General features: G+C 68.5%; 18 protein-coding genes and 1 pseudogene. 4 read left to right on the forward strand and 15 right to left on the reverse strand.

What is annotated here, in order from left to right:
• The gene (locus tag ACZYZ9_RS14810) at positions 1-936 is read right to left on the reverse strand and encodes a lysophospholipid acyltransferase family protein (protein ID WP_463827004.1); all 936 of its coding nucleotides are present in this window, start codon (positions 934-936) and stop codon (positions 1-3) included.
• 258 nt (positions 937-1,194) lie between these two features.
• Positions 1,195-1,746, reverse strand: a pseudogene (locus ACZYZ9_RS14815) (MPT63 family protein); the annotation flags it as partial.
• A gap of 389 nt (positions 1,747-2,135) precedes the next feature.
• Here ACZYZ9_RS14815 and ACZYZ9_RS14820 point away from each other — a divergent pair.
• The gene (locus ACZYZ9_RS14820; RefSeq protein ID WP_463827005.1) at positions 2,136-2,555 is read left to right on the forward strand and encodes a MarR family winged helix-turn-helix transcriptional regulator; all 420 of its coding nucleotides are present in this window, start codon (positions 2,136-2,138) and stop codon (positions 2,553-2,555) included.
• 3 nt (positions 2,556-2,558) lie between these two features.
• On the opposite strand, the gene ACZYZ9_RS14825 is transcribed toward ACZYZ9_RS14820, so the two are convergent.
• The 3 genes from ACZYZ9_RS14825 to rpsB are packed head-to-tail and all read right to left on the reverse strand — an operon-like array spanning position 2,559 to position 5,643.
• Positions 2,559-3,959, reverse strand: coding sequence for an amidase (locus ACZYZ9_RS14825; protein WP_463827006.1), 1,401 nt, complete (start codon positions 3,957-3,959; stop codon positions 2,559-2,561).
• Between the two features lie 12 nt (positions 3,960-3,971).
• Positions 3,972-4,790, reverse strand: a complete 819-nt coding sequence (gene tsf / locus ACZYZ9_RS14830) for a translation elongation factor Ts (RefSeq protein ID WP_463827007.1) — start codon at positions 4,788-4,790, stop codon at positions 3,972-3,974.
• A 13-nt stretch (positions 4,791-4,803) separates the two neighbouring features.
• The gene (gene rpsB, locus ACZYZ9_RS14835; protein WP_463827008.1) at positions 4,804-5,643 is read right to left on the reverse strand and encodes a 30S ribosomal protein S2; all 840 of its coding nucleotides are present in this window, start codon (positions 5,641-5,643) and stop codon (positions 4,804-4,806) included.
• Between the two features lie 285 nt (positions 5,644-5,928).
• Between rpsB and ACZYZ9_RS14840 the strand changes: the two genes are divergently transcribed.
• The gene (locus ACZYZ9_RS14840) at positions 5,929-6,438 is read left to right on the forward strand and encodes a M23 family metallopeptidase (RefSeq protein WP_463827009.1); all 510 of its coding nucleotides are present in this window, start codon (positions 5,929-5,931) and stop codon (positions 6,436-6,438) included.
• Here the strand turns inward: ACZYZ9_RS14840 and ACZYZ9_RS14845 are convergent.
• The 9 genes from ACZYZ9_RS14845 to ACZYZ9_RS14885 all read right to left on the reverse strand — a co-directional run bounded on the left by ACZYZ9_RS14845 (position 6,423) and on the right by ACZYZ9_RS14885 (position 16,106).
• Positions 6,423-7,319: a tyrosine recombinase XerC gene (locus ACZYZ9_RS14845; protein ID WP_463827010.1), complete on the reverse strand. Its 897-nt coding sequence runs from the start codon at positions 7,317-7,319 to the stop codon at positions 6,423-6,425. The two genes, ACZYZ9_RS14840 and ACZYZ9_RS14845, sit on opposite strands and share 16 nt — an antisense overlap.
• Positions 7,320-7,350: 31 nt before the next feature.
• A complete protein-coding gene (locus ACZYZ9_RS14850) occupies positions 7,351-8,511 on the reverse strand; it encodes a lactate 2-monooxygenase (protein WP_463827011.1) in 1,161 nt (386 codons plus the stop codon).
• A 26-nt stretch (positions 8,512-8,537) separates the two neighbouring features.
• Positions 8,538-9,386, reverse strand: coding sequence for a siderophore-interacting protein (locus tag ACZYZ9_RS14855; protein ID WP_463827012.1), 849 nt, complete (start codon positions 9,384-9,386; stop codon positions 8,538-8,540).
• 64 nt (positions 9,387-9,450) lie between these two features.
• Positions 9,451-10,611, reverse strand: a complete 1,161-nt coding sequence (dprA, locus tag ACZYZ9_RS14860; RefSeq protein ID WP_463827013.1) for a DNA-processing protein DprA — start codon at positions 10,609-10,611, stop codon at positions 9,451-9,453.
• Positions 10,608-12,119, reverse strand: coding sequence for a YifB family Mg chelatase-like AAA ATPase (locus tag ACZYZ9_RS14865; RefSeq protein ID WP_463827014.1), 1,512 nt, complete (start codon positions 12,117-12,119; stop codon positions 10,608-10,610). The genes dprA and ACZYZ9_RS14865 overlap by 4 nt, the downstream gene beginning before the upstream one ends.
• Positions 12,119-12,496, reverse strand: coding sequence for a YraN family protein (locus tag ACZYZ9_RS14870; protein ID WP_463827015.1), 378 nt, complete (start codon positions 12,494-12,496; stop codon positions 12,119-12,121). The genes ACZYZ9_RS14865 and ACZYZ9_RS14870 overlap by 1 nt, the downstream gene beginning before the upstream one ends.
• 118 nt (positions 12,497-12,614) lie before the next feature.
• Positions 12,615-12,845: a deoxyribodipyrimidine photolyase gene (locus tag ACZYZ9_RS14875; RefSeq protein ID WP_463827016.1), complete on the reverse strand. Its 231-nt coding sequence runs from the start codon at positions 12,843-12,845 to the stop codon at positions 12,615-12,617.
• Between the two features lie 70 nt (positions 12,846-12,915).
• Positions 12,916-13,743: a formate dehydrogenase accessory sulfurtransferase FdhD gene (gene fdhD / locus ACZYZ9_RS14880; protein ID WP_463827017.1), complete on the reverse strand. Its 828-nt coding sequence runs from the start codon at positions 13,741-13,743 to the stop codon at positions 12,916-12,918.
• Positions 13,743-16,106, reverse strand: coding sequence for an FdhF/YdeP family oxidoreductase (locus tag ACZYZ9_RS14885; protein WP_463827180.1), 2,364 nt, complete (start codon positions 16,104-16,106; stop codon positions 13,743-13,745). Before ACZYZ9_RS14885 ends, fdhD begins: the two co-directional genes overlap by 1 nt.
• A gap of 110 nt (positions 16,107-16,216) precedes the next feature.
• On the opposite strand from ACZYZ9_RS14885, the gene ACZYZ9_RS14890 reads away from it, so the two are divergent.
• A complete protein-coding gene (locus ACZYZ9_RS14890; protein ID WP_463827018.1) occupies positions 16,217-17,572 on the forward strand; it encodes a WS/DGAT/MGAT family O-acyltransferase in 1,356 nt (451 codons plus the stop codon).
• Between the two features lie 61 nt (positions 17,573-17,633).
• Complete coding sequence (locus ACZYZ9_RS14895) at positions 17,634-18,374, forward strand: ANTAR domain-containing protein (protein WP_463827019.1); 741 nt, start codon at positions 17,634-17,636, stop codon at positions 18,372-18,374.
• Here ACZYZ9_RS14895 and ACZYZ9_RS14900 read toward each other — a convergent pair whose 3' ends face one another.
• A complete protein-coding gene (locus tag ACZYZ9_RS14900; RefSeq protein WP_012393608.1) occupies positions 18,375-18,680 on the reverse strand; it encodes a DUF2469 domain-containing protein in 306 nt (101 codons plus the stop codon). It lies immediately after the preceding gene.
• Positions 18,681-18,696 lie beyond the last annotated feature (16 nt).

Below are 18,696 nucleotides of genomic sequence, written 5' to 3' on the forward strand. Positions count from 1 at the left end.
CTAACCGAACAGCGGCAGCGTCCGTTTGCGGGCCAGCGCATCCATCCCTGCTTGAATGCTGTCTTCGACTTCCCGGTACTTCGCGTCGATGTACTCATCGTCGCCGGCGCGGGCGGGATCCGAGTCGATCTCGACAGGCGGCATGAATCGCGTCCTGATCTTGGCCGGCAGCGGCAGTTGCGGCAGGGCCGCCGGGGCGATACCCCAGGGCAGCGAGACCGCGAGCGGAAAGACCTTCAGCCGCAGCAGTTTGTCCAGCCGCAGCGTCTTGGACAGTTGGTCGCCGCGAATCAGCACCGGCATCGCGTCGGCGCCGCCGACAGTGGCGATCGGCACGATCGGCACCCCCGCCCGGATCGCCATCTTCACGAATCCCTTGCGTCCGGCGAGGTTGGCGCGGTCCCGCTCGCTCCAGGGCCGCAGCGAATCCACTTCGCCGCCGGGCCACAGGGCCACGTCGCGCCCCTCGGCCAGCGCCGTGGCGATCGCGTCCGGCGCCGCCGGCAGCACACCCATGGACCGGAAGTAGCGCCCGATGCCGGGAATCGCCATCAGCGCGTCGTGCGCCGTGCCGTGCAGCGGGCGGTCCGGACCGAACCGCCGCCACCACTGCAGGCCCACCGTCCACGCATCCCAGACGAATGGCGCTCCGGAGTGGATGCCGATCAGCAGAACCGGGGACTTCCCGACGTTTTCCCAGCCGTCGATCTCCATCCGGAACCAGTAGTCGACCAGCACGTTCCAGAAGAATTTCTGCCGTTGCATGGTGGCTTCGTCCTGGCCGTCGAGGGACCAGTCCCCGGCCCGATTAGCAACCCAGCCGCTGACGCCGCCGCTCTGCTTGTCGCGCTTCTCCGCCATGGTCGAACGGGCTTCTTCGGCGTGGTGGCGTGCCTGCTCGAGAACGTCTTCCGATCGGTGATCTGTGTGGGTCATGGCTTGTGGCATACCCCACATGTCCATAGAAAACTCCGATAAACGAGACCTCCCCGCGCCGGTTGAGTGGCGCGGGGAGGGTCGTCTAGCTACGGGTACCGACTATTACGCGGGTTCCGACGGGTTGGGCTCCGCGGCGTTCGGGCCGGGTACCGAGTTCGGGCCGGTCATCGAGTTCGGCGCCGCAGGGTTGGGGCCGGTCATCGAGTTCGGTGCCTGGTTCGGGCCGGGCACCGTGTTCGGCGCCTGGCCGGGCACCGTGTTCGGTGCCTGACCGGGCATCCCATTGGGTGCCTGGTTCGGCAGGGCGTTGGGCGCGGGAGCGGTGGCCGAACCACCCTCCCAGACCAGCGCGTCCTGCATGCCGTCGTTGTAGACAACGCGGGTCGGTGCAGCACCGGTCACGTCGAAGTAGATCTTCCCGCTGGTCATCCCGCCCTGCGTGATCGGCGCGGGGCTCAGTCCCTCAGGAGTTGCCTTGGTGCTGATGACGCGGTAATTCGTGCCATCGGCGGTACGCGCGTTGAAGTTGGTCACGACGGGCGTGACGACTCCGTTGGTCGCATGCACCTGGACGTCGGCCTGCCAGAGCTGGCCCTTGACGGTGTAGCCCGGGATGGTGATGGTGGCGGGCTGCAGGTTGCTCACGGTGTACTCGGTGCTCAGCGGCCCATCAACCAGGGTTTCGGGGGTCCCGAGACCGTCGACGATGGTGGGCGCAGCCGAAGCCGCTGCCGCACCGAACAGGCTGACAGCCGCGATTCCGGCGGCACCGATGACCGTTTTTGCAGTGGTAGTGCTGAACTTCACGCTCAATCCTCTCGTTTGGTGTCGTTCTCAGCAGTCAGCGTCTTACGTTCGCTGTGCCAACCGCACTTGCATCCCATTACCCACCGCACACCTACTCAAACAGCGCCGGGCTGGCAGAATTACCACACGCGGGGCCGCTAGCTGCGTAAACAGCGCACAAATTGAGCTGCGCCACAATAATGATTTCGTCACATCTTCAACATTGGCACCACCGTAATTCACAATGCCGGACCGAAAACCTATCCGTCGAATGTCAAATATCCAGGATTAGCACCGGACCGCCGCTGCGCATTGAATACTTTTTTGCCCACCATTGTTGGCAGACCGATCGAGGTGAAATTCTCGGGATGCACCCGCGCCGGAGGAATACCTATGTCAATATCCTTGAGATGGATGCCACCGAGGACGCCCCGCTTGGTTATCTGCTGTATCGAGTGTCATCGGTACTGCGACCCGAGGCGTCCGCGGCGCTGAATCCGCTAAGCCTGACGCTGCCGGAATTCGTCTGCCTACGCATCCTGTCCCAGTCGCCGGGATCGTCGAGCGCTGAACTGGCCCGTCATGCAAGCGTCACGCCACAGGCGATGCACACGGTGCTGCGCAAACTGGAAGACCTCGGCGCGGTGGACCGTCCGGCCTCGGTGTCCTCCGGGCGTGCCCTGCCGGCGTCGCTGACCGACGCCGGTCGCGAGCTGCTTCACCGTGCGGAGGCGGTGGTGCGTACCGCCGACGCCCGCATCCTGGCCAAACTGACCGCGGCCGAGCAGGCCGAGTTCAAGCGACTGCTGGACAAACTCGGGTCGGATTGACGCTCAACCCTGAATCCGCGCCCACGGCCGCGCCGCTTCGAGTTCGTAGGCCAGCTCCAGCAGCCGCGACTCCTGGCCCAAGTCGGCGGACAGCATCATGCCCACGGGCAGGCCGTTCGCGGACTGGCCCACCGGCAGCGAGATGGCCGGGTCGCCGGTGACGTTCTGCAGCGGTGTGAAGGCCACCCAGTCGACCAGACGATCGATGACCTGCTGGTAGTCGGTCGGCGCCAGGAAGCCGACCGGGGGCGGCGGATCGGCCAGGGTCGGCATCAGCACGGCGTCGTAGTCAGCAAAGAACCGGGCGCTGCGCCGCCGCAGCCTGCGCAACCGGGCGATGGCCAGCGGGAGCCGGTGGATGTGGCGCCGGGTGTGCCGGTACAGACCCATCGTCAAGGCATCCAGACGGGAGCGGTCGAACGAGCTGCCGAACACCCGCCGTCCGGCGCTGACCTGCGCCAATGACAGGAAACCCCAGTACAGCACGAAGTCGTCCTGGAAGCCGGCGTGCACCGGCAGCTCGTCGAGGGTTTCCACCCGGTGCCCGAGTTCCTCGAGCAGTGCCGCCGTCTTCAGCGTGAGGTCCCGCACCTCGGGTCCGGATTCGCGATGCATGGACCGGGTCGTGACGGCGATCTTGAGCCGCTGCCGGCCCGGCCCGCTCACGTCACCGATCGGTGGCAATGTGTGATTGCGGAAGCTGCGTTCCGCCTCGCGGTACCAAACGGCGGTATCGCGCACCGAGCGGGTGAGCACGCCGTTGGCGACGATGCCGACCGGTAGCCGGCGCAATTCCGGGTCCAGCGGCAACCGGCCCCGGGACGGTTTCAACCCGACCAGCCCGGTGCACGCCGCCGGGATCCGGATCGACCCGCCGCCATCGTTGGCGTGGGCGATCGGGGTGACGCCGGCGGCGACGAACGCCGCCGACCCCGACGACGAGGCGCCCGCGGTGTGCTCGGGGTGCCAGGGGTTGCGCACGGCCCCCAATCGGGGGTGTTCGGCGGCGGCGCTGAACCCGAACTCCGAAAGTTGGGTTTTGCCCAGCACGATCAGCCCGGTGTCCAGCAATACCCGGGTGACCACACTGTCGGCGGACGCCGGATACGGTTCCCACGCGTCCGTGCCGTGCCGCGACGGCAGCCCGGCGACGTCCACGTTGTCCTTGATGAAGGTCGGGACGCCGGCGAAGAAGCCGGTGCTCGGCCGCGCGGCGGCGGCGCGCGCCTGATCGAAGCCTGCGCAGGCCAGCGCGTTGAGCGCCGGGTTGACGGCGTGCGCACGCGCAATCGCAGCCTCCAGCACCTCGGCACGGTTCAGCTGGCCGGACCGCAGGGCCTCAGCCAGCGCGACGGCATCCAGGTCACCCAGGGCGTCGTCGCCGAATGCGTGTACGCGCGGCATCGGGAACCGGCGCTAGGCCTGGCCCACCTCGAACCGGACGAACCTGGTCACGGTGACGCCGGCCTCGTCGAGCAGGGCCTTGACGGTCTTCTTGTTGTCCGACACCGACGGCTGCTCGAGCAGCACGGCGTCCTTGAAGAACCCGTTGAGCCGGCCCTCGACGATCTTGGGCAGCGCCTGTTCCGGCTTGCCCTCGGCCTTCGCGGTCTCCTCGGCGATGCGGCGCTCGCTGGCCACCACGTCCTCGGGGACGTCCTCGCGCGACAGATAGCGCGCCTTGAGCGCGGCGATCTGCAGCGCGACGGCGTGTGCCGCGTCGGCGCCCCCGTCACCGGTGTACTCGACCAGCACCCCAACCGCGGGCGGCAGGTCGGCGGCACGCTTGTGCAGGTAGGCCTCGACGGTGCCGTCGAAGTTGGCCACCCGGCGAAGCTCCAGCTTCTCCCCGATTTTGGCCGACAGCGCGGCGATGGCCTCTTCGACCGTCTGGTCGCCGGTGCTGGCTGCCTTGAGCGCGTCGACGTCGGTGGCCTTGGAGGCCACCGCGGCTTCGACCACCTTGTCGGCCAGCTCCTGGAACTCGGCGTTCTTGGCGACGAAGTCGGTCTCGCTGTTCAGCTCGATCAGCGCGCCGCCCTTGGTGGCGACCAGGCCTTCGGCGGTGGCCCGCTCAGCGCGCTTGCCGACGTCCTTGGCGCCCTTGATGCGCAGCGCCTCGACCGCCTTGTCGAAGTCGCCGTCCGTCTCCACCAGCGCGTTCTTGCAATCGAGCATGCCGGCGCCGGTCAGCTCGCGAAGTCGCTTGACGTCGGCAGCGGTGTAGTTCGCCAATGCTCAGCCTTTCCTAGGATGCGTCTGTGGTTGGTGCGCCGGCGGCGGTGTCAGCGCCGGGGGCGGCGTCGGTGCCGGCGGCAGCGCCGGCCAGCAGTTCCTGCTCCCATTCCGGCAGCGGCTCGGCGGCCTCAGCTTCCGGCTTGCCGTCGCTGCGGCCCGCGCCGGCACGCGCCTGCAGACCCTCGGCGACCGCCTTGGCGATCACCGTTGTCAACAGCTCGGCCGAGCGGATCGCGTCGTCGTTGCCGGGGATCGGGTAGTCGACCTCGTCGGGGTCGCAGTTGGTGTCCAGGATCGCGATGACCGGGATGCCCAGCTTGCGGGCCTCGCCGACGGCGATGTGCTCTTTGTTGGTGTCCACCACCCAGACCGCAGACGGCACCTTGGCCATGTCCCGGATACCGCCCAGGGACCGCTCCAGCTTGTTCTTCTCCCGGGTCAGCATCAGGATTTCCTTCTTGGTGCGACCCTCGAAGCCACCGGTCTGCTCCATCGCCTCGAGCTCCTTGAGGCGCTGCAGCCGCTTGTGCACGGTGGAGAAGTTGGTCAGCATGCCGCCCAGCCAGCGCTGGTTGACGTACGGCATCCCGACGCGGGTCGCCTCCCTGGCGACCGAGTCCTGCGCCTGCTTCTTGGTGCCGACGAACAGCACCGTCCCACCGTGGGCGACGGTTTCCTTGACGAACTCGTATGCGTTGTCGATGAAGGTCAGCGTCTGCTGCAGATCGATGATGTAGATGCCGTTGCGGTCGGTGAAGATGAACCGCTTCATCTTGGGGTTCCAACGACGGGTCTGATGCCCGAAGTGCGCGCCGCTGTCAAGCAGCTGCTTCATGGTTACGACAGCCATGGTGAAGCCACGTCCTTTTCTCGGTTGTCGCCCGGCTCGGGTGAAGCCGGGCCCTGGCGCCTGCTGCGATGCCGAACCCGCTGCCAGGTACACCTGGTCACGGGACCGCTCGGCATGCTGATGCGGATCCCTGGACTACTGGGTCGCGATGCAGACGCGCGAAGTCAGCCCGCTTGTCACGAGCTGCGCCGAGAAGTTTACACCGACTCGGCGACCGGAATTCCCACGCCGCAGAGCTGTCCACAGCGACTGGTCCGATCCCGCGCGTGCGGCTGCACTGATCAGGTGCGATGGCTGGTAGTGGTGTTGTTCCCGTGCTGGGTGCTGCTGAACGCACCGCCGGCAGACGCCGACAACGGGCGGTTCAGCTGGCCGCTGCGCCCGCCGCCGACGGTGGTCCGGGTATTCGACGCGCCGCGCCCGGATTGGCTGGCCGGGCACCGCGGTGTGGACCTGGCCGGTCGACCGGGTCAGCCGGTGTACGCCGCCGGCGAGGCGACAGTGGTGTTCGCCGGGTCGGTCGCCGGACGGCCGGTGGTGTCGCTGGCCCACCCGGGCGGATTGCGCACCAGCTACGAACCGGTCCGGTCAGCGGTGCGCGCGGGACAATCGGTGACGTCGGCGACGGCGATCGGTGAGCTGCTGGCCGGGCACGCCGGTTGCCCGGCGCCGGCGTGCCTGCATTGGGGCGCGATGTGGGGGGCGGCGTCGCGAGCCGACTACGTGGACCCGCTCGGCCTGCTGGCGGTCACGCCGATCCGGCTCAAACCATTGCCGGGTCAGGCGCGCGGATGAGCCTGGTCGTGTACCGCGCGCAGCCTGGCCACCGCGACGTGCGTGTAGAGCTGGGTGGTGGCCAGGCTGGAATGGCCGAGCAGTTCCTGGACCACGCGCAGGTCGGCGCCACCTTCGAGCAGGTGGGTGGCAGCGCTGTGCCGCAGTCCGTGCGGTCCCATGTCGGGCGCGCCGTCCACGGCGGCGACGGTTTGGTGCACCACCGTGCGGGCCTGCCGGACGTCCAGACGGCGGCCGCGGGCCCCCAGCAGCAGCGCGGGACCGGACTCGGCGGTGACCAGTTCGGGACGCCCGTGCGTCAGCCACGCCTGCAGCGCCGCGGCGGCCGGCTGCCCGAACGGCGCGGTGCGCTGCTTGTTGCCCTTGCCGAGCACCCGGACCACTCGATGCCCGGTGTCGACGTCGTCGACATCCAGCCCGCACAGCTCGCTGACCCGGATCCCGGTCGCGTACAACATCTCCACGATCAGCCGGTCCCGCAGGGCCAGGGGATCGCCCTGCTGCGCACCGGATTCGGCGGCCGACATGGCGGCCAGCGCCTGGTCCTGGCGCAGCACCGCAGGCAGGGTGCGGTGCGCCTTGGGGACCTGCAGGCGGGCGGCGGGGTCGTTTGCGATGATGCCGCGCCGCAACGCCCACGCGGTGAAAGCTTTGACCGACGACGTGCGCCGGGCCAGGGTGGTGCGCGCGGCGCCGGCGCCGGCCGCGGCCGCCAGCCAGGCCCGCAGCACAGGCAGGCTCAGCGTCTGCAGACTGGATCCACGCTCGGCGAGAAAGTCCAGCAGCGCCCGCACGTCCCCCAGATAGGCCCGACGGGTATGCGCCGACCGGCCGCACTGCAGGTCGAGATATTCGTCGAACTCGTCAAGGATCGCCTGCACTCCCCCACGCTCGCAGACGCGGCACGGCGATTCAGCGGACGCGCCGCAGTGTGTCCGGGGTGAGATCTTTCAGCGTCGGATAGCCGTCGACGGCCATGATCAGGTCGGCTTCGGCGAGCAGCATCCGCAGCACGTGCACCAGGCCGTCGACGCCGCCGAGCGCGAGGCCGTAGGAATAGGGCCGGCCGACGCCGACCGCGGTCGCACCCAGGGCCAGCGCTTTGATGATGTCGGCGCCGCTGCGGATGCCCGAGTCGAACAGCACCGGCAGCCCGTCCGCCGCCTCGACCACGTCCGGCAGGCAGTCCAGGGCGGGCAGCCCACCGTTGGCCTGCCGACCGCCGTGGGTCGAGCAGTAGATGCCGTCGACGCCGCCGTCCTTGGCGCGCCGCGCGTCGTCGGGATGGCAGATCCCTTTGAGGATCAGCGGCAGGTCGGTCAGCGAGCGCAGCCAGGGCAGGTCGTCCCAGGTCAGCGGGTTCCCGAAGGTCTGGGCCCACTGCAGCACCGCGCCTTGCGGGTCTTCCTCGGGCGGGCGCGGCAGGCTGGCGCGGAAGACCGGGTCGCTGGTGTAGTTGCTCAGGCACAACCCGCGCAGCTGGGGAAAGTTGGCGGTGGTGAGGTCCCGCGGTCGCCAACCGGGAATCCAGGTGTCCAGCGTGACGACGATCGCCTTGTAGCCGGCCGCTTCGGCACGCTGCACCAGGCTGGCGGCCAGTTCCCGGTCCTTCGGGGTGTACAGCTGGAAGAAGCCCGGGGTGTCGCCGAATTCGGCCGCGACGTCTTCCAGCGGGTCGGCGGTCAGCGTGGACACCACCATCGGCACTCCGGTGCGGGCCGCCGCGCGTGCGGTCGCCAGGTCGCCGTGGCCGTCCTGCGCGCACAGTCCGATGACGCCGATCGGCGCCATGAACAGCGGCGAGGGCAGTTTCAACCCGAACACGTCGACGGAGAGGTCGCGTTCGGCGGCGCCGATGAACATGCGCGGCATCAGGCCCCACTGATCGAAGGCTTCCCGGTTGGCCCGCTGGGTGCGTTCGTCGCCCGCTCCCCCGACGACGTAGGACCACACTGACGGCGGCAGGGCCATTTCGGCCCGCAGCTCCAGTTCCGCGAAACTCATCGGCAGCTTGGGAGCGATCCCGGAGAGTCCTTGGAAGTAGATCTCGTACTGATAGTCGCCGTATGCCATGAGCTAGAGGATGCCAGTGGCCCGCGCTACTGGTCCGGGCCCTCCGCCTCGGCGAGTTCCTTTTTCCACTCCCGGAACGACTCTTCGGTGCGCCCGCGCCGCCAATATCCGGAGATCGACGCCCACTGGGCATCGACGCCGCGTTCCTTGCGGATGTAGGGCCGCAGGTTGTGCATGACGGCTTGTGCTTCGCCGTGGATGAAGACGTGCACCTGCCCCGGCAGCCAGGGCGAGGTGGTGACCGCCTCGATCAGCGGTGCGTGATCGCCCGCGCGGTCTTCGGGAACCAGGTCGGCGCGGCCGCCGCGCACAATCCAGAACACGTCCACACCTTCGGGTGCGGTCAACGGGATTTCGTCCTCGGGAAAGCCGACCTCGATGAAGGCCTTGCCGACCGCAGTTTCGGGCAGTGCCTCCAGCGCTGCGGCGATGGCGGGCAACGCGGATTCGTCTCCGGCCAGCAGATGCCAGTCGGCGGCCGGGTCGGGAGTGTAGGCGCCGCCGGGGCCCATCAGATAGATCGGCTGGCCCGGTTCGGCCGCGGCCGCCCACTGTCCGGCCACGCCGTGCTCGCCGTGCACCGCGATGTCGACGGTGATCTGGCCGGCCTGTTCATCCACGCGGCGCACGGTGATGGTGCGCACCGAGGGCCGGTGCGCGGGGGGCAACTCGGCGAAGCTGTCGATCGTCAACGGCTGGGGTAGCCCGTTGATGTCGACGTTGTCGGGGACGAACACCAACTTGACGTAGGAGTCGGTGAACTTGCTCGGCACGAAGGCGTCGAAATCCTTGGCGCCCAGCACCAACCTGACCATGTGCGGCGTGAGCTGTTCGGTACTGACGACCTCGAATGCCTGCAGCGGCCGACCTGCCACCGTGTCCTCCTGTCCCGCGGTCGTCCCGTCCCGCGCCGCGATACCCACACCCGACCCCAGTCGACTATACGAGTCGGGTTTTGCCGCGACCGTGCCGTGCGATCCGCCACCGGCCGTCGTCGCACTCGACCAAGCCGGCAACCTCGAGCAGCGCCAGTGGCCCCAGTACCTGTTCGGGAACCAGGCCGGACGCGACCGCGATCTGTTCGACGGTGGCCGCGCCACGGCCCGGCAACGCGTCGTGCACCCGTTGCTCGGCCTCGCTCACACCGTCCAGCACGGTGGCGGGCCGTGACTCCTCGGGCGCCAGTTCCCCGATGCGGCCCACCATTTCGACGACATCGTCAGCACGGGTGACCAGCTCCGCGCCGTTGCGCAGCAGTACATGACATCCCGCTGAGGCCGACGACGTGACCGGCCCGGGTACCGCGGCCACTACCCGCCCCAGCGCGCGCGCCCACGCTGCGGTGTTGGCGGCACCGCTGCGCAGCCCCGCTTCCACCACGACCGCGGCGCCGGCGACGGCGGCCACCAGGCGGTTGCGGGTGAGGAACCGGTGCCGGGCCGGCCGGGTACCGGGCGGGTACTCGGTGACCAGCAGCCCGTGCCGGCTGATGCGGTGCAGCAGCGCGGAGTGCCCGGCCGGATACGGCACGTCGATCCCGCCGGCCATTACTGCCACCGTGCTGCCCTCGGCGGCCAGCGTTGCCCGGTGCACCACACCGTCGATGCCGAAGGCACCGCCGGAAACGGTTGCCACCTCCCGGTCGACCAGACCGGCCGCCAGATCGGCCGCCATGTGCTCGCCGTAGCTGGTGGCGGCCCGGGTGCCGACGATGGCGGCCGACCGGTGGGACACCTCGGCCAAGTCGACGGGCCCGATCGCCCACAGCGCCAGCGGCGGCCCGCCGCGCGATGTGACCGCCGCGTTGTCGAAGGCGGCGAACGCCAGCACCGGCCACTCCGCGTCGTCGGGTGTGATCAACCGGCCGCCGCGCCGCTCGAGCAGCTCCAAATCCGCTGCCGCCTGGTCGATGTGGCGCCGGGCCTCGGTGCGTCGGGCCAGATCCGGACAACCCGGTAGCCCGGCCTCCCCACGCTTGATCCGCTCGGCCGCCTCCTGCGCCCCGACGCATCGCACCAGCGTGGCGAGCTCCGCGCAGGGCGGTTCGACGACCCGCGACAGGTAGGCCCATGCCCGCGACTGCGGATCGGTGGCGCTCATCGTGCCGCCCCCGCCTGCCGGAAGCTGAGCGCGGTGGCGACGTCGTCGCGGCCAGGTGACGTGCGCCCGGCGAGGTCGGCCAGACTCCAGGCGACCCGCAACGTCCGATCGACCCCGCGGATGCTCAGCACCCCGCACCTCAATGCGGTGTGCAGTGGCTCCATCGTGGCGTGGCCGAGCCGGAATTTCCGGCGCAGCAGCGCGCCGGAGACTTCGGCGTTGGTACGACAACCGTGCGGCCGCCACCGGTCGGCTGCGGCCGCCCGGGCCTGCGCCACCCGGTGCCGGACCTGCGCGGTGGATTCACCGTCGGCAGGCGCGAACGCTCCCGATCGCACCACGGTCATCTGGACCCGCAGGTCCACCCGGTCGAGCAGCGGACCGGACAACTTGCTCAGGTACCGCCGCCTGACCGCGGCGGGACAGACGCAGTCCTGCGGGTCGGCCGGCGCGCACGGACACAGGTTCGCTGCCATCACCAGCTGGAACCGGGCCGGGTAGCACGCGACGCCGTCGCGGCGGGCCAGCCGAATCTCACCGTCCTCCAACGGTGTCCGCAATGCGTCCAGGGCGCTGGCGCCGATCTCGGCGCACTCGTCGAGGAACAACACGCCGCGGTGCGCGCGGCTGACCGCACCTGGGCGGGCCATCCCGCTGCCGCCGCCGACGAGGGCGGCCACGGTGGCACTGTGGTGCGGCGCCACGAACGGCGGCCGGGTGATCAGCGGTGTGTCTCCGGCCAGCAGGCCGGCCACCGAATGGATCGCGGTGACCTCCAGCGCCTCGCTGTCGGTCAGCGGCGGCAGCAGCCCCGGTAGACGTTGTGCCAGCATCGTTTTGCCCACCCCCGGTGGGCCGGTCATCATCAGGTGGTGCGCCCCCGCGGCCGCCACCTCGACAGCGAACCGGGCGTGGGACTGACCGACGACGTCGGCCAGATCCACCACCGGCTCGTCGGCGGGCGCCGACCCCAGCACCGGGCCGTCCAGGCCGCCGCTTCCGTTCAGCCAGCCTTTCAGCTGTCCGAGGGTGCGCACCCCCCATACCTCGATACCGTCGACCAGGCAGGCCTCGGGCAAATTCGCGCTGGGAACCACGACGGCGGGCCAGCCGTCGCGCTTGGCGGCCAGCACCGCGGGCAGCACCCCCCGGACCGGACGCACCCGGCCATCCAGCGCCAGCTCGCCGAGCAGCACCGTCTTCTCCAGCCGGTGCCATGACCGCTTGCGCTGCGCCGAGAGCACCGCGGACGCCAGCGCGATGTCGTAGACGGATCCCATTTTCGGCAGTGTGGCCGGTGACAGCGCGAGCGTGAGCCGGGCCTGCGGCCAGTCGTTGCCGCAATTGCTGACCGCCGCGCGCACCCGGTCCCGGGACTCCTGCAACGCCGCGTCGGGCAGGCCGACCAGATGCACGCCCGGCAGTCCCGAGCTGATATCGGCTTCGATTTCCACCATGTGCCCGTCCAGGCCTTGCACGGCGACCGAGAATGCGTGCCCGAGCGCCATCACCCGACCGCCTTGAGGTGGGTGAGCTCCGGGACGCGCCGGCGTCCGATGCGCACCGCGATCACGTCGATGCGGATCACCGCCCAGCGCTGCTGCTGACCGGCCAGCCACAGGCCCGCGAGCCTGCGCAACCGGCGCACCTTGGCGTCGGTCACCGCCTGCGCCACGCCACCGTATCCGTCCGTCGTGCGGGTCTTGACCTCGACGAAAATCACTGTGCGAGTGGCTATATCAGCAGCGATCACGTCGAGTTCCCCGTAGCGGCAGTGCCAGTTCCGGTGCAGGATGCGCAACCCCAGGCCGGTCAGGTGTGCTACGGCCAACTGTTCACCGAACGCTCCGAGCTGCGCCCGGGTCATCGTTTCTTGGCTCGTCATGAGGCTCACCCTGCAGGTGGGCCCCGACACGGCCGGTGGTGGCGGATGCGCAGCACCCGGTTGCGCCGCTACCTATCCACACCCGGGCATTCATCCACAGCCCGAGCGGACGCGGCCGTCAGGCGCGCTTGCTGGGCACGATGATCACGACGATCAACGTCAGGATGCTGAAGAACAGGCCGCACAGTCCCCAGATGACAGCGCTGCGTCCCTTCATCGACGCGATCACCGCGCAGACGATCGCCGCGATCACGCTGCCGACCATGACGAAGATCCCTTTGATCCCGCGCAGGATGAACCCCGCTGCCTCGGGATTGCTTTGCGCGGCGGTAATGACTTCGTGCAGCATGGCCGTCTCCTGGACTGAGTGAGGTGAGCTCGGTGAAGCGCTAGGACCGGCTACCCTCGCGGCCGGGGTCTCAATCCACGGTGACCCGGTCCACCCGGGTGTAGACGTTCATCGAATCCGCGCGCAGGAACGCCACCAGCGTGATCCCGGACTTTTCGGCCAACGAGACGGCCAACGACGACGGCGCCGAAACCGCGGCCAGCACCGGAATCCCGGCCATCAGCGCCTTCTGGGTCAACTCGAAGGACGCCCGCCCGCTGACCAGCAGCACCGTGCCCGCCAACGGCACCCGCCCGTGTTCCAGCGCCCAGCCGATCACTTTGTCCACGGCGTTGTGCCGGCCGATGTCCTCGCGTGCGGCCAGCATCGTCCCGTCCACCCCGAACAGCGCCGCGGCGTGCAGCCCGCCGGTGGAGGCGAAAACCTTTTGGGCGTCCCGCAATTGGTCCGGCATCGCTTCCAGGCTGGCCGCGGCAACGGTGGCGGGATCATCCCCGGGCGCGTGCCGGCTGATCAGCCGCACCGCCTCCAGTGACGCCTTGCCGCAGACCCCACACGACGACGTGGTGTAGAAGTTGCGGGTCACATCCAGATCGGGCACGTCGACACCCGCCGCCAGGGTCACGTCGAGCACGTTGTAATTGTTGCCGCCGTCGGCATCTTGGCCTGCGCAGTAGCGAATCGTGCGTACGTCCTCGCGCCGGACAAGCACTCCTTCGGTGAGTAGAAAACCTTGTGCCAGTTCGAAATCGGCACCCGGGGTGCGCATGGTCACGGTGACCGCGGTGCCGTTGACGCGGATCTCCAACGGCTCCTCGACGGCCAGCGTCTCCGGCCGGGTGATCGCCCGGCCGGCGGCGAGATGCCGAACGCGCCGACGCGCGGTGACGTGTCCCACTAACCGCCCGGCTCCACTCGGATCACGATCGCCTTGGACACCGGGGTGTTCGATTTCGCCGCGGTGTGGTCGAGCGGCACCAGGGCATTCGTCTCGGGGTAGTAAGCGGCCGCATTGCCGACCGGCGTCGAATACTGCACCACCAGAAAGTCTTTCACCCGGCGCTCCTCGAGCCGGCCTGCACTGTCGGTCCACTCCGACACCAGATCCACCCGGGCGCCGGGGGTCAGACCGAGCGCCTCGATATCGACGGGGTTGACGAACACCACCCGGCGGCCGCCCTTGACCCCTCGGTAGCGGTCGTCGAGCCCGTAGATCGTGGTGTTGAACTGGTCGTGGCTGCGCAGCGTCTGCAACACCAGCCGCCCGGGTGGCACCTGAACCCACTGCAGCGGATTGATGGCGAAGTTGGCTTTGCCTGTGCTGGTACGGAATTCGCGTGAATCGCGGGGCGGATGCGGCAGCTGGAAGCCGTCGGGCCGGCGCACCTTGCGGTTGTAGTCGGCACAACCGGGCACCACCGCGGCGATGGCGTCGCGGATGATGTCGTAGTCGTCGGCGAACCGCTCCCATGGCACGGGGTGCGCCGGGCCCAGCAGGGTCCGGGCCAGCCGGCAGACGATCTCCACCTCGCTGCGCAACTGGTCGCTGGGCGGCTGCAGGCCACCGCGGGACAGATGCACCATCGACATCGAATCCTCAACCGATACAAGCTGTTTGCGACCGCCGCGGATGTCGCGGTCGGTGCGGCCCAGGGTGGGCAGGATGAGCGCGGTGCTGCCGTGCACGATGTGGCTGCGATTGAGTTTCGTCGAAATCTGTACAGTCAGCGCGCAATTGCGGAGAGCGGCCTCGGTGACGGCGGTGTCCGGCGTGGCCGAGGCGAAGTTGCCGCCCATGCCGACGAACACGCTGGCGCGGCGGTCCCGCATGGCGCGGATCGCGGCCACCGTGTCATACCCGTGCGCACGGGGGCTGGTGATCCCGAACTCACGGTCCTGAGCGGCCAGGAACGGTTCGGGCATCTGCTCCCAAATGCCCATGGTGCGGTCGCCCTGGACATTGGAGTGTCCGCGCACCGGGCACACTCCCGCGCCGGGTTTGCCGATCATGCCGCGCAGCAACAGCACATTGGTGATCTCGCCGATCGTGGCAACCGCGTGCGTGTGCTGCGTCAGGCCCATTGCCCAGCACACCACGGTGCGTTGGGACGCCATCAGCATCGCGGCGACGCGCTCGAGTTGCGCACGTCCGATGCCGGTGGCGGCCGCCACGTCGTCGAGGTCGATTTCCAGGGTGCGCCGGCGGTACTCATCGAAGCCGGCACAGTGCCGGTCGACGAATTCGCGGTCGATCACCGTGCCCGGGGCGCGCTCGTCGGCCTCGAGCAGCAACCTGCCCAGACCGGCGAACAGCGCCATGTCGCCGCCCAGCCGCACCTGGACGAACTCGTCGGTGATGGGAATGCCCCGCCCGAGCACCCCGTGCACCTTCTGCGGGTCCTTGAACCGGATCAGTCCCGCCTCGGGCAGCGGGTTGACGGTGATGACCTTGGCGCCGTTGTCTTTCGCCTTCTCCAGAGTCGAGAGCATGCGGGGATGGTTGGTGCCCGGGTTCTGTCCGGCGATGACGATCAGGTCGGCGTGCACCATGTCGTCGACGGTGACCGAACCCTTTCCGATGCCGATGGATTCGGTCAGCGCCGAACCCGAGGATTCGTGGCACATGTTGGAGCAGTCGGGCAGGTTGTTGGTGCCGAAACTGCGCACCATCAGCTGGTAGCAGAACGCGGCCTCATTGCTGGTCCGCCCCGAGGTGTAGAACACCGCCTCATCCGGGCTGTCCAGGGCGTTGAGCTGATCGGCGATCAGCCGATAGGCGGCTTCCCAGCCGATCGGCCGGTAGTGGTCGTCACCGGGCCGCAGCACCATGGGCTGGGTGAGCCGACCCTGCTGGGAAAGCCAGTATTCCGGCTTCGCTGCCAGGTCGGCGATCGAATGCCGGGCGAAGAACTCCGGGTCCACCACCCGCTTGGTGGCTTCTTCGCCGACCGCTTTGGCGCCGTTTTCGCAGAACTCGGCCAGCTTGCGGCCACCGTGTTCCTCCGGCCAGGCGCACCCCGGACAGTCGAAACCGTTGCGCTGATTCAGCTTGGCCAGCGCCCGCGCGGTGCGCACCGCACCCATCTGCTCCAGGTCGCGCTGCAGCGACACCATGACCGCGCGCACTCCCGCCGCGTCCTGCTTGCGCGGCGTGACGGTTACCGCGTGTTCGTCGTAGTCGGCGGGAATGTCACCGGGTCCGCCGGAACGCTGAAACCACACGGCGTCAACGTACCCCGATTCGGGCGCACTCCACCGAATCCTGCCCGGTCGGGCACACTCAGCGACGACGTACGTCACCAAATGTGTGCGCGATGCCACAGTTGGCTACTACTACCGGGTTCAATACCGCTTGGAGGGTACGAGGGACCATGAAATTGATCGCGCCGGCCGACTCGATGTTCCTGCTCGGGGAATCCCGCGAGCACCCGATGCACGTCGGCAGCCTGCAGTTGTTCCAGCCACCTGATGGCAAGGACGAAGACTTCGTGACCGAGGCCTACGAATCGATGCTCAGCCGCACCGACGTCCAGCCGACGTTCCGCAAGCACCCGGCGTTCGTGGGTCCGGTCACCAACCTGGCGTGGTCGGAGCAGAAGGACATCGAACTCGACTACCACTTCCGCCGGTCGCACCTGCCCCGTCCGGGCCGGGTCCGCGAGTTGCTCGAGGTGTGTTCACGCTGGCACGGTAGCCTGCTCGACCGGCACCGCCCGCTGTGGGAAGCGCACCTCATCGAGGGCCTCAACGACGGGCGCTATGCCGTCTACACAAAGTTCCACCACTCGCTGATGGATGGTGTCTCGGCGATGCGGTTGATGCAGCGCGCGTTCACCAACGATCCGAACGACGACGAGGTCCGGGTGCCGTGGGAGCTGAAACCGCGCCACAAGCCGGACTCGGGCGGCGGCTCGTCGCCGCTGCAGGCGCTGACCGGTGCGATCGGTTCCGCGGCGGGTCTGGCGCCGTCGACCCTGACGCTGGCGCGCGCCGCCCTGATCGAGCAGCAACTCACGTTCCCCTTCCGGGCCCCCAAATCCATGTTCAACGTGCGGATCGGCGGCGCGCGGCGCATTGCCGCGCAGTCGTGGCCGCTGGAACGCATCTTCAGCGTGAAGAAGGCCGCGAACGTCAGCTTCAACGACGTGGTGTTGGCGATGTCGGCGGGCGCACTGCGCACGTATCTGATCGAACAGAATGCCCTGCCCGACGCGCCGCTGATCGCGATGGTGCCGGTGAGCCTGCGCAAGGAGGACAGCGACGGCGGCGGCAACTCGGTGGGAACCGTGCTGTGCAACCTCAACACCCATGTCGAAGACGCGGGCGATCGGCTGCGCGGGATCAACTCGTCGATGACCGAACAGAAAGAGCTGTTCAACCAGCTCCCCCAGGTTCAGCAGCTGGCATTGTCGGCGTTCCTCACCGGCGGCCTGTTCCTCGGTCTGGTACCCGGATTCATCCGCACCGCACCGCCGCCGTTCAACATCGTGATCTCCAACGTGCCGGGCTCCAAGGAGAAGTTGTATTGGCGCGGCGCGGAGCTGGTCGGCAACTATCCGCTGTCGATCACGCTGGATGGGCAGGCGATGAACATCACCGTGACCAATAACGGTGACAATCTGGACTTCGGTTTGGTGGGCGCCCGGGGCAGCGTGCCGCACCTGCAGCGGATGCTCAGTCATCTGGAGACCTCGCTGAAAGACCTCGAGCGCGCAGTCGGCGTGTGACGCCTGTGACGACCGCGCTAGTCTACGGCCAGCACCCGCTGCGCCGAAGGGAGGTGACGACTTGGTCAACGAACCGAGCGCCGCCGACGGCCCGACCCCGGGTGGGTCGACGGCCGATCCCGCGACGGTGTTCGCCGCCCTGGCCGAGATCCTCTACCAGGGCACGGACCCGACCCAGATGTATGCGGCGATCTGCGTGGCCGCCACTCTGGTCGTGCCCGGCTGCGACCACGCCAGCCTGCTGGTCAAGCGCGACGACCGCTACGTGACGGTGGGTGCCAGTAGCCGACTCGCCTACCAGGTCGACGACCTGGAACGACGAGCCGGCGACGGTCCGTGCATCGACGCGATCGAGGAGGAGACCCCGCAGATCGAGCCGGACCTGACCGTCCCGAATCAATGGCCGAGGTTCGCCGAGCGCCTGGTCGCCGAAACGCCGGTGCGCGGCGCGATGGGCTTTCGGCTGCTGATGGACAGGCGCAAGAACGCTGCGTTGAACCTGTTCAGCGAAACGCCCAACCTCTTCGACGCCGAAGCCGCCGGACGGGCCGCGGTGCTGGCGGCGTTCGCCGGTGTGGCCATCAACGCGATCGCGCAGGGCGAGGACGCCGCCAGCCTGCGCCGCGGCTTACTGAGCAACCGGGAAATCGGCAAAGCCGTGGGCATGCTGATGATGCTGCACCAGATCGGCGAAGACGAGGCCTTTGATCTGCTGCGCCGGCACTCGCAGAGCCTGAACATCAAACTTGCCGACGTGGCGCGCCACGTCGTCGACGCCCGCGGTCAGCTGCCGCCCGGCTGACTACTCCGGTAAGCGGAGTTCGGGTTTCTCCACCTCTTCGATGTTGACGTCCTTGAACGTCACCACCCGCACCTGTTTGACGAACCGGGCCGGGCGGTACATGTCCCACACCCACGCGTCGGCCAGGCGGAGCTCGAAATACACCTCGCCGTCGGCGTTGCGCGGCACCATCTCGACACTGTTGGCCAGATAGAACCGGCGCTCGGTTTCCACGACGTAGCTGAACTGACCGACGATGTCCTTGTATTCGCGGTACAGCGAGAGCTCCATCTCGGTTTCATACTTTTCGAGATCTTCTGCACTCATCTGCTCAGACGTCCTC

Source organism: Mycobacterium sp. IDUB_28, from assembly GCF_055419285.1.

What these genes read in the sequence shown, in the direction of transcription:
- ACZYZ9_RS14810 (WP_463827004.1), bottom strand. Translation starts at nt 936, where the DNA reads ATGACCCACACAGATCACCGATCGGAAGACGTTCTCGAGCAGGCACGC.
- ACZYZ9_RS14820 (WP_463827005.1), top strand. Translation starts at nt 2,136, where the DNA reads ATGGATGCCACCGAGGACGCCCCGCTTGGTTATCTGCTGTATCGAGTG.
- ACZYZ9_RS14825 (WP_463827006.1), bottom strand. Translation starts at nt 3,959, where the DNA reads ATGCCGCGCGTACACGCATTCGGCGACGACGCCCTGGGTGACCTGGAT.
- rpsB (WP_463827008.1), bottom strand. Translation starts at nt 5,643, where the DNA reads ATGGCTGTCGTAACCATGAAGCAGCTGCTTGACAGCGGCGCGCACTTC.
- ACZYZ9_RS14850 (WP_463827011.1), bottom strand. Translation starts at nt 8,511, where the DNA reads ATGGCATACGGCGACTATCAGTACGAGATCTACTTCCAAGGACTCTCC.
- dprA (WP_463827013.1), bottom strand. Translation starts at nt 10,611, where the DNA reads ATGAGCGCCACCGATCCGCAGTCGCGGGCATGGGCCTACCTGTCGCGG.
- ACZYZ9_RS14865 (WP_463827014.1), bottom strand. Translation starts at nt 12,119, where the DNA reads ATGGCGCTCGGGCACGCATTCTCGGTCGCCGTGCAAGGCCTGGACGGG.
- ACZYZ9_RS14870 (WP_463827015.1), bottom strand. Translation starts at nt 12,496, where the DNA reads ATGACGAGCCAAGAAACGATGACCCGGGCGCAGCTCGGAGCGTTCGGT.
- ACZYZ9_RS14875 (WP_463827016.1), bottom strand. Translation starts at nt 12,845, where the DNA reads ATGCTGCACGAAGTCATTACCGCCGCGCAAAGCAATCCCGAGGCAGCG.
- ACZYZ9_RS14890 (WP_463827018.1), top strand. Translation starts at nt 16,217, where the DNA reads ATGAAATTGATCGCGCCGGCCGACTCGATGTTCCTGCTCGGGGAATCC.
- ACZYZ9_RS14900 (WP_012393608.1), bottom strand. Translation starts at nt 18,680, where the DNA reads ATGAGTGCAGAAGATCTCGAAAAGTATGAAACCGAGATGGAGCTCTCG.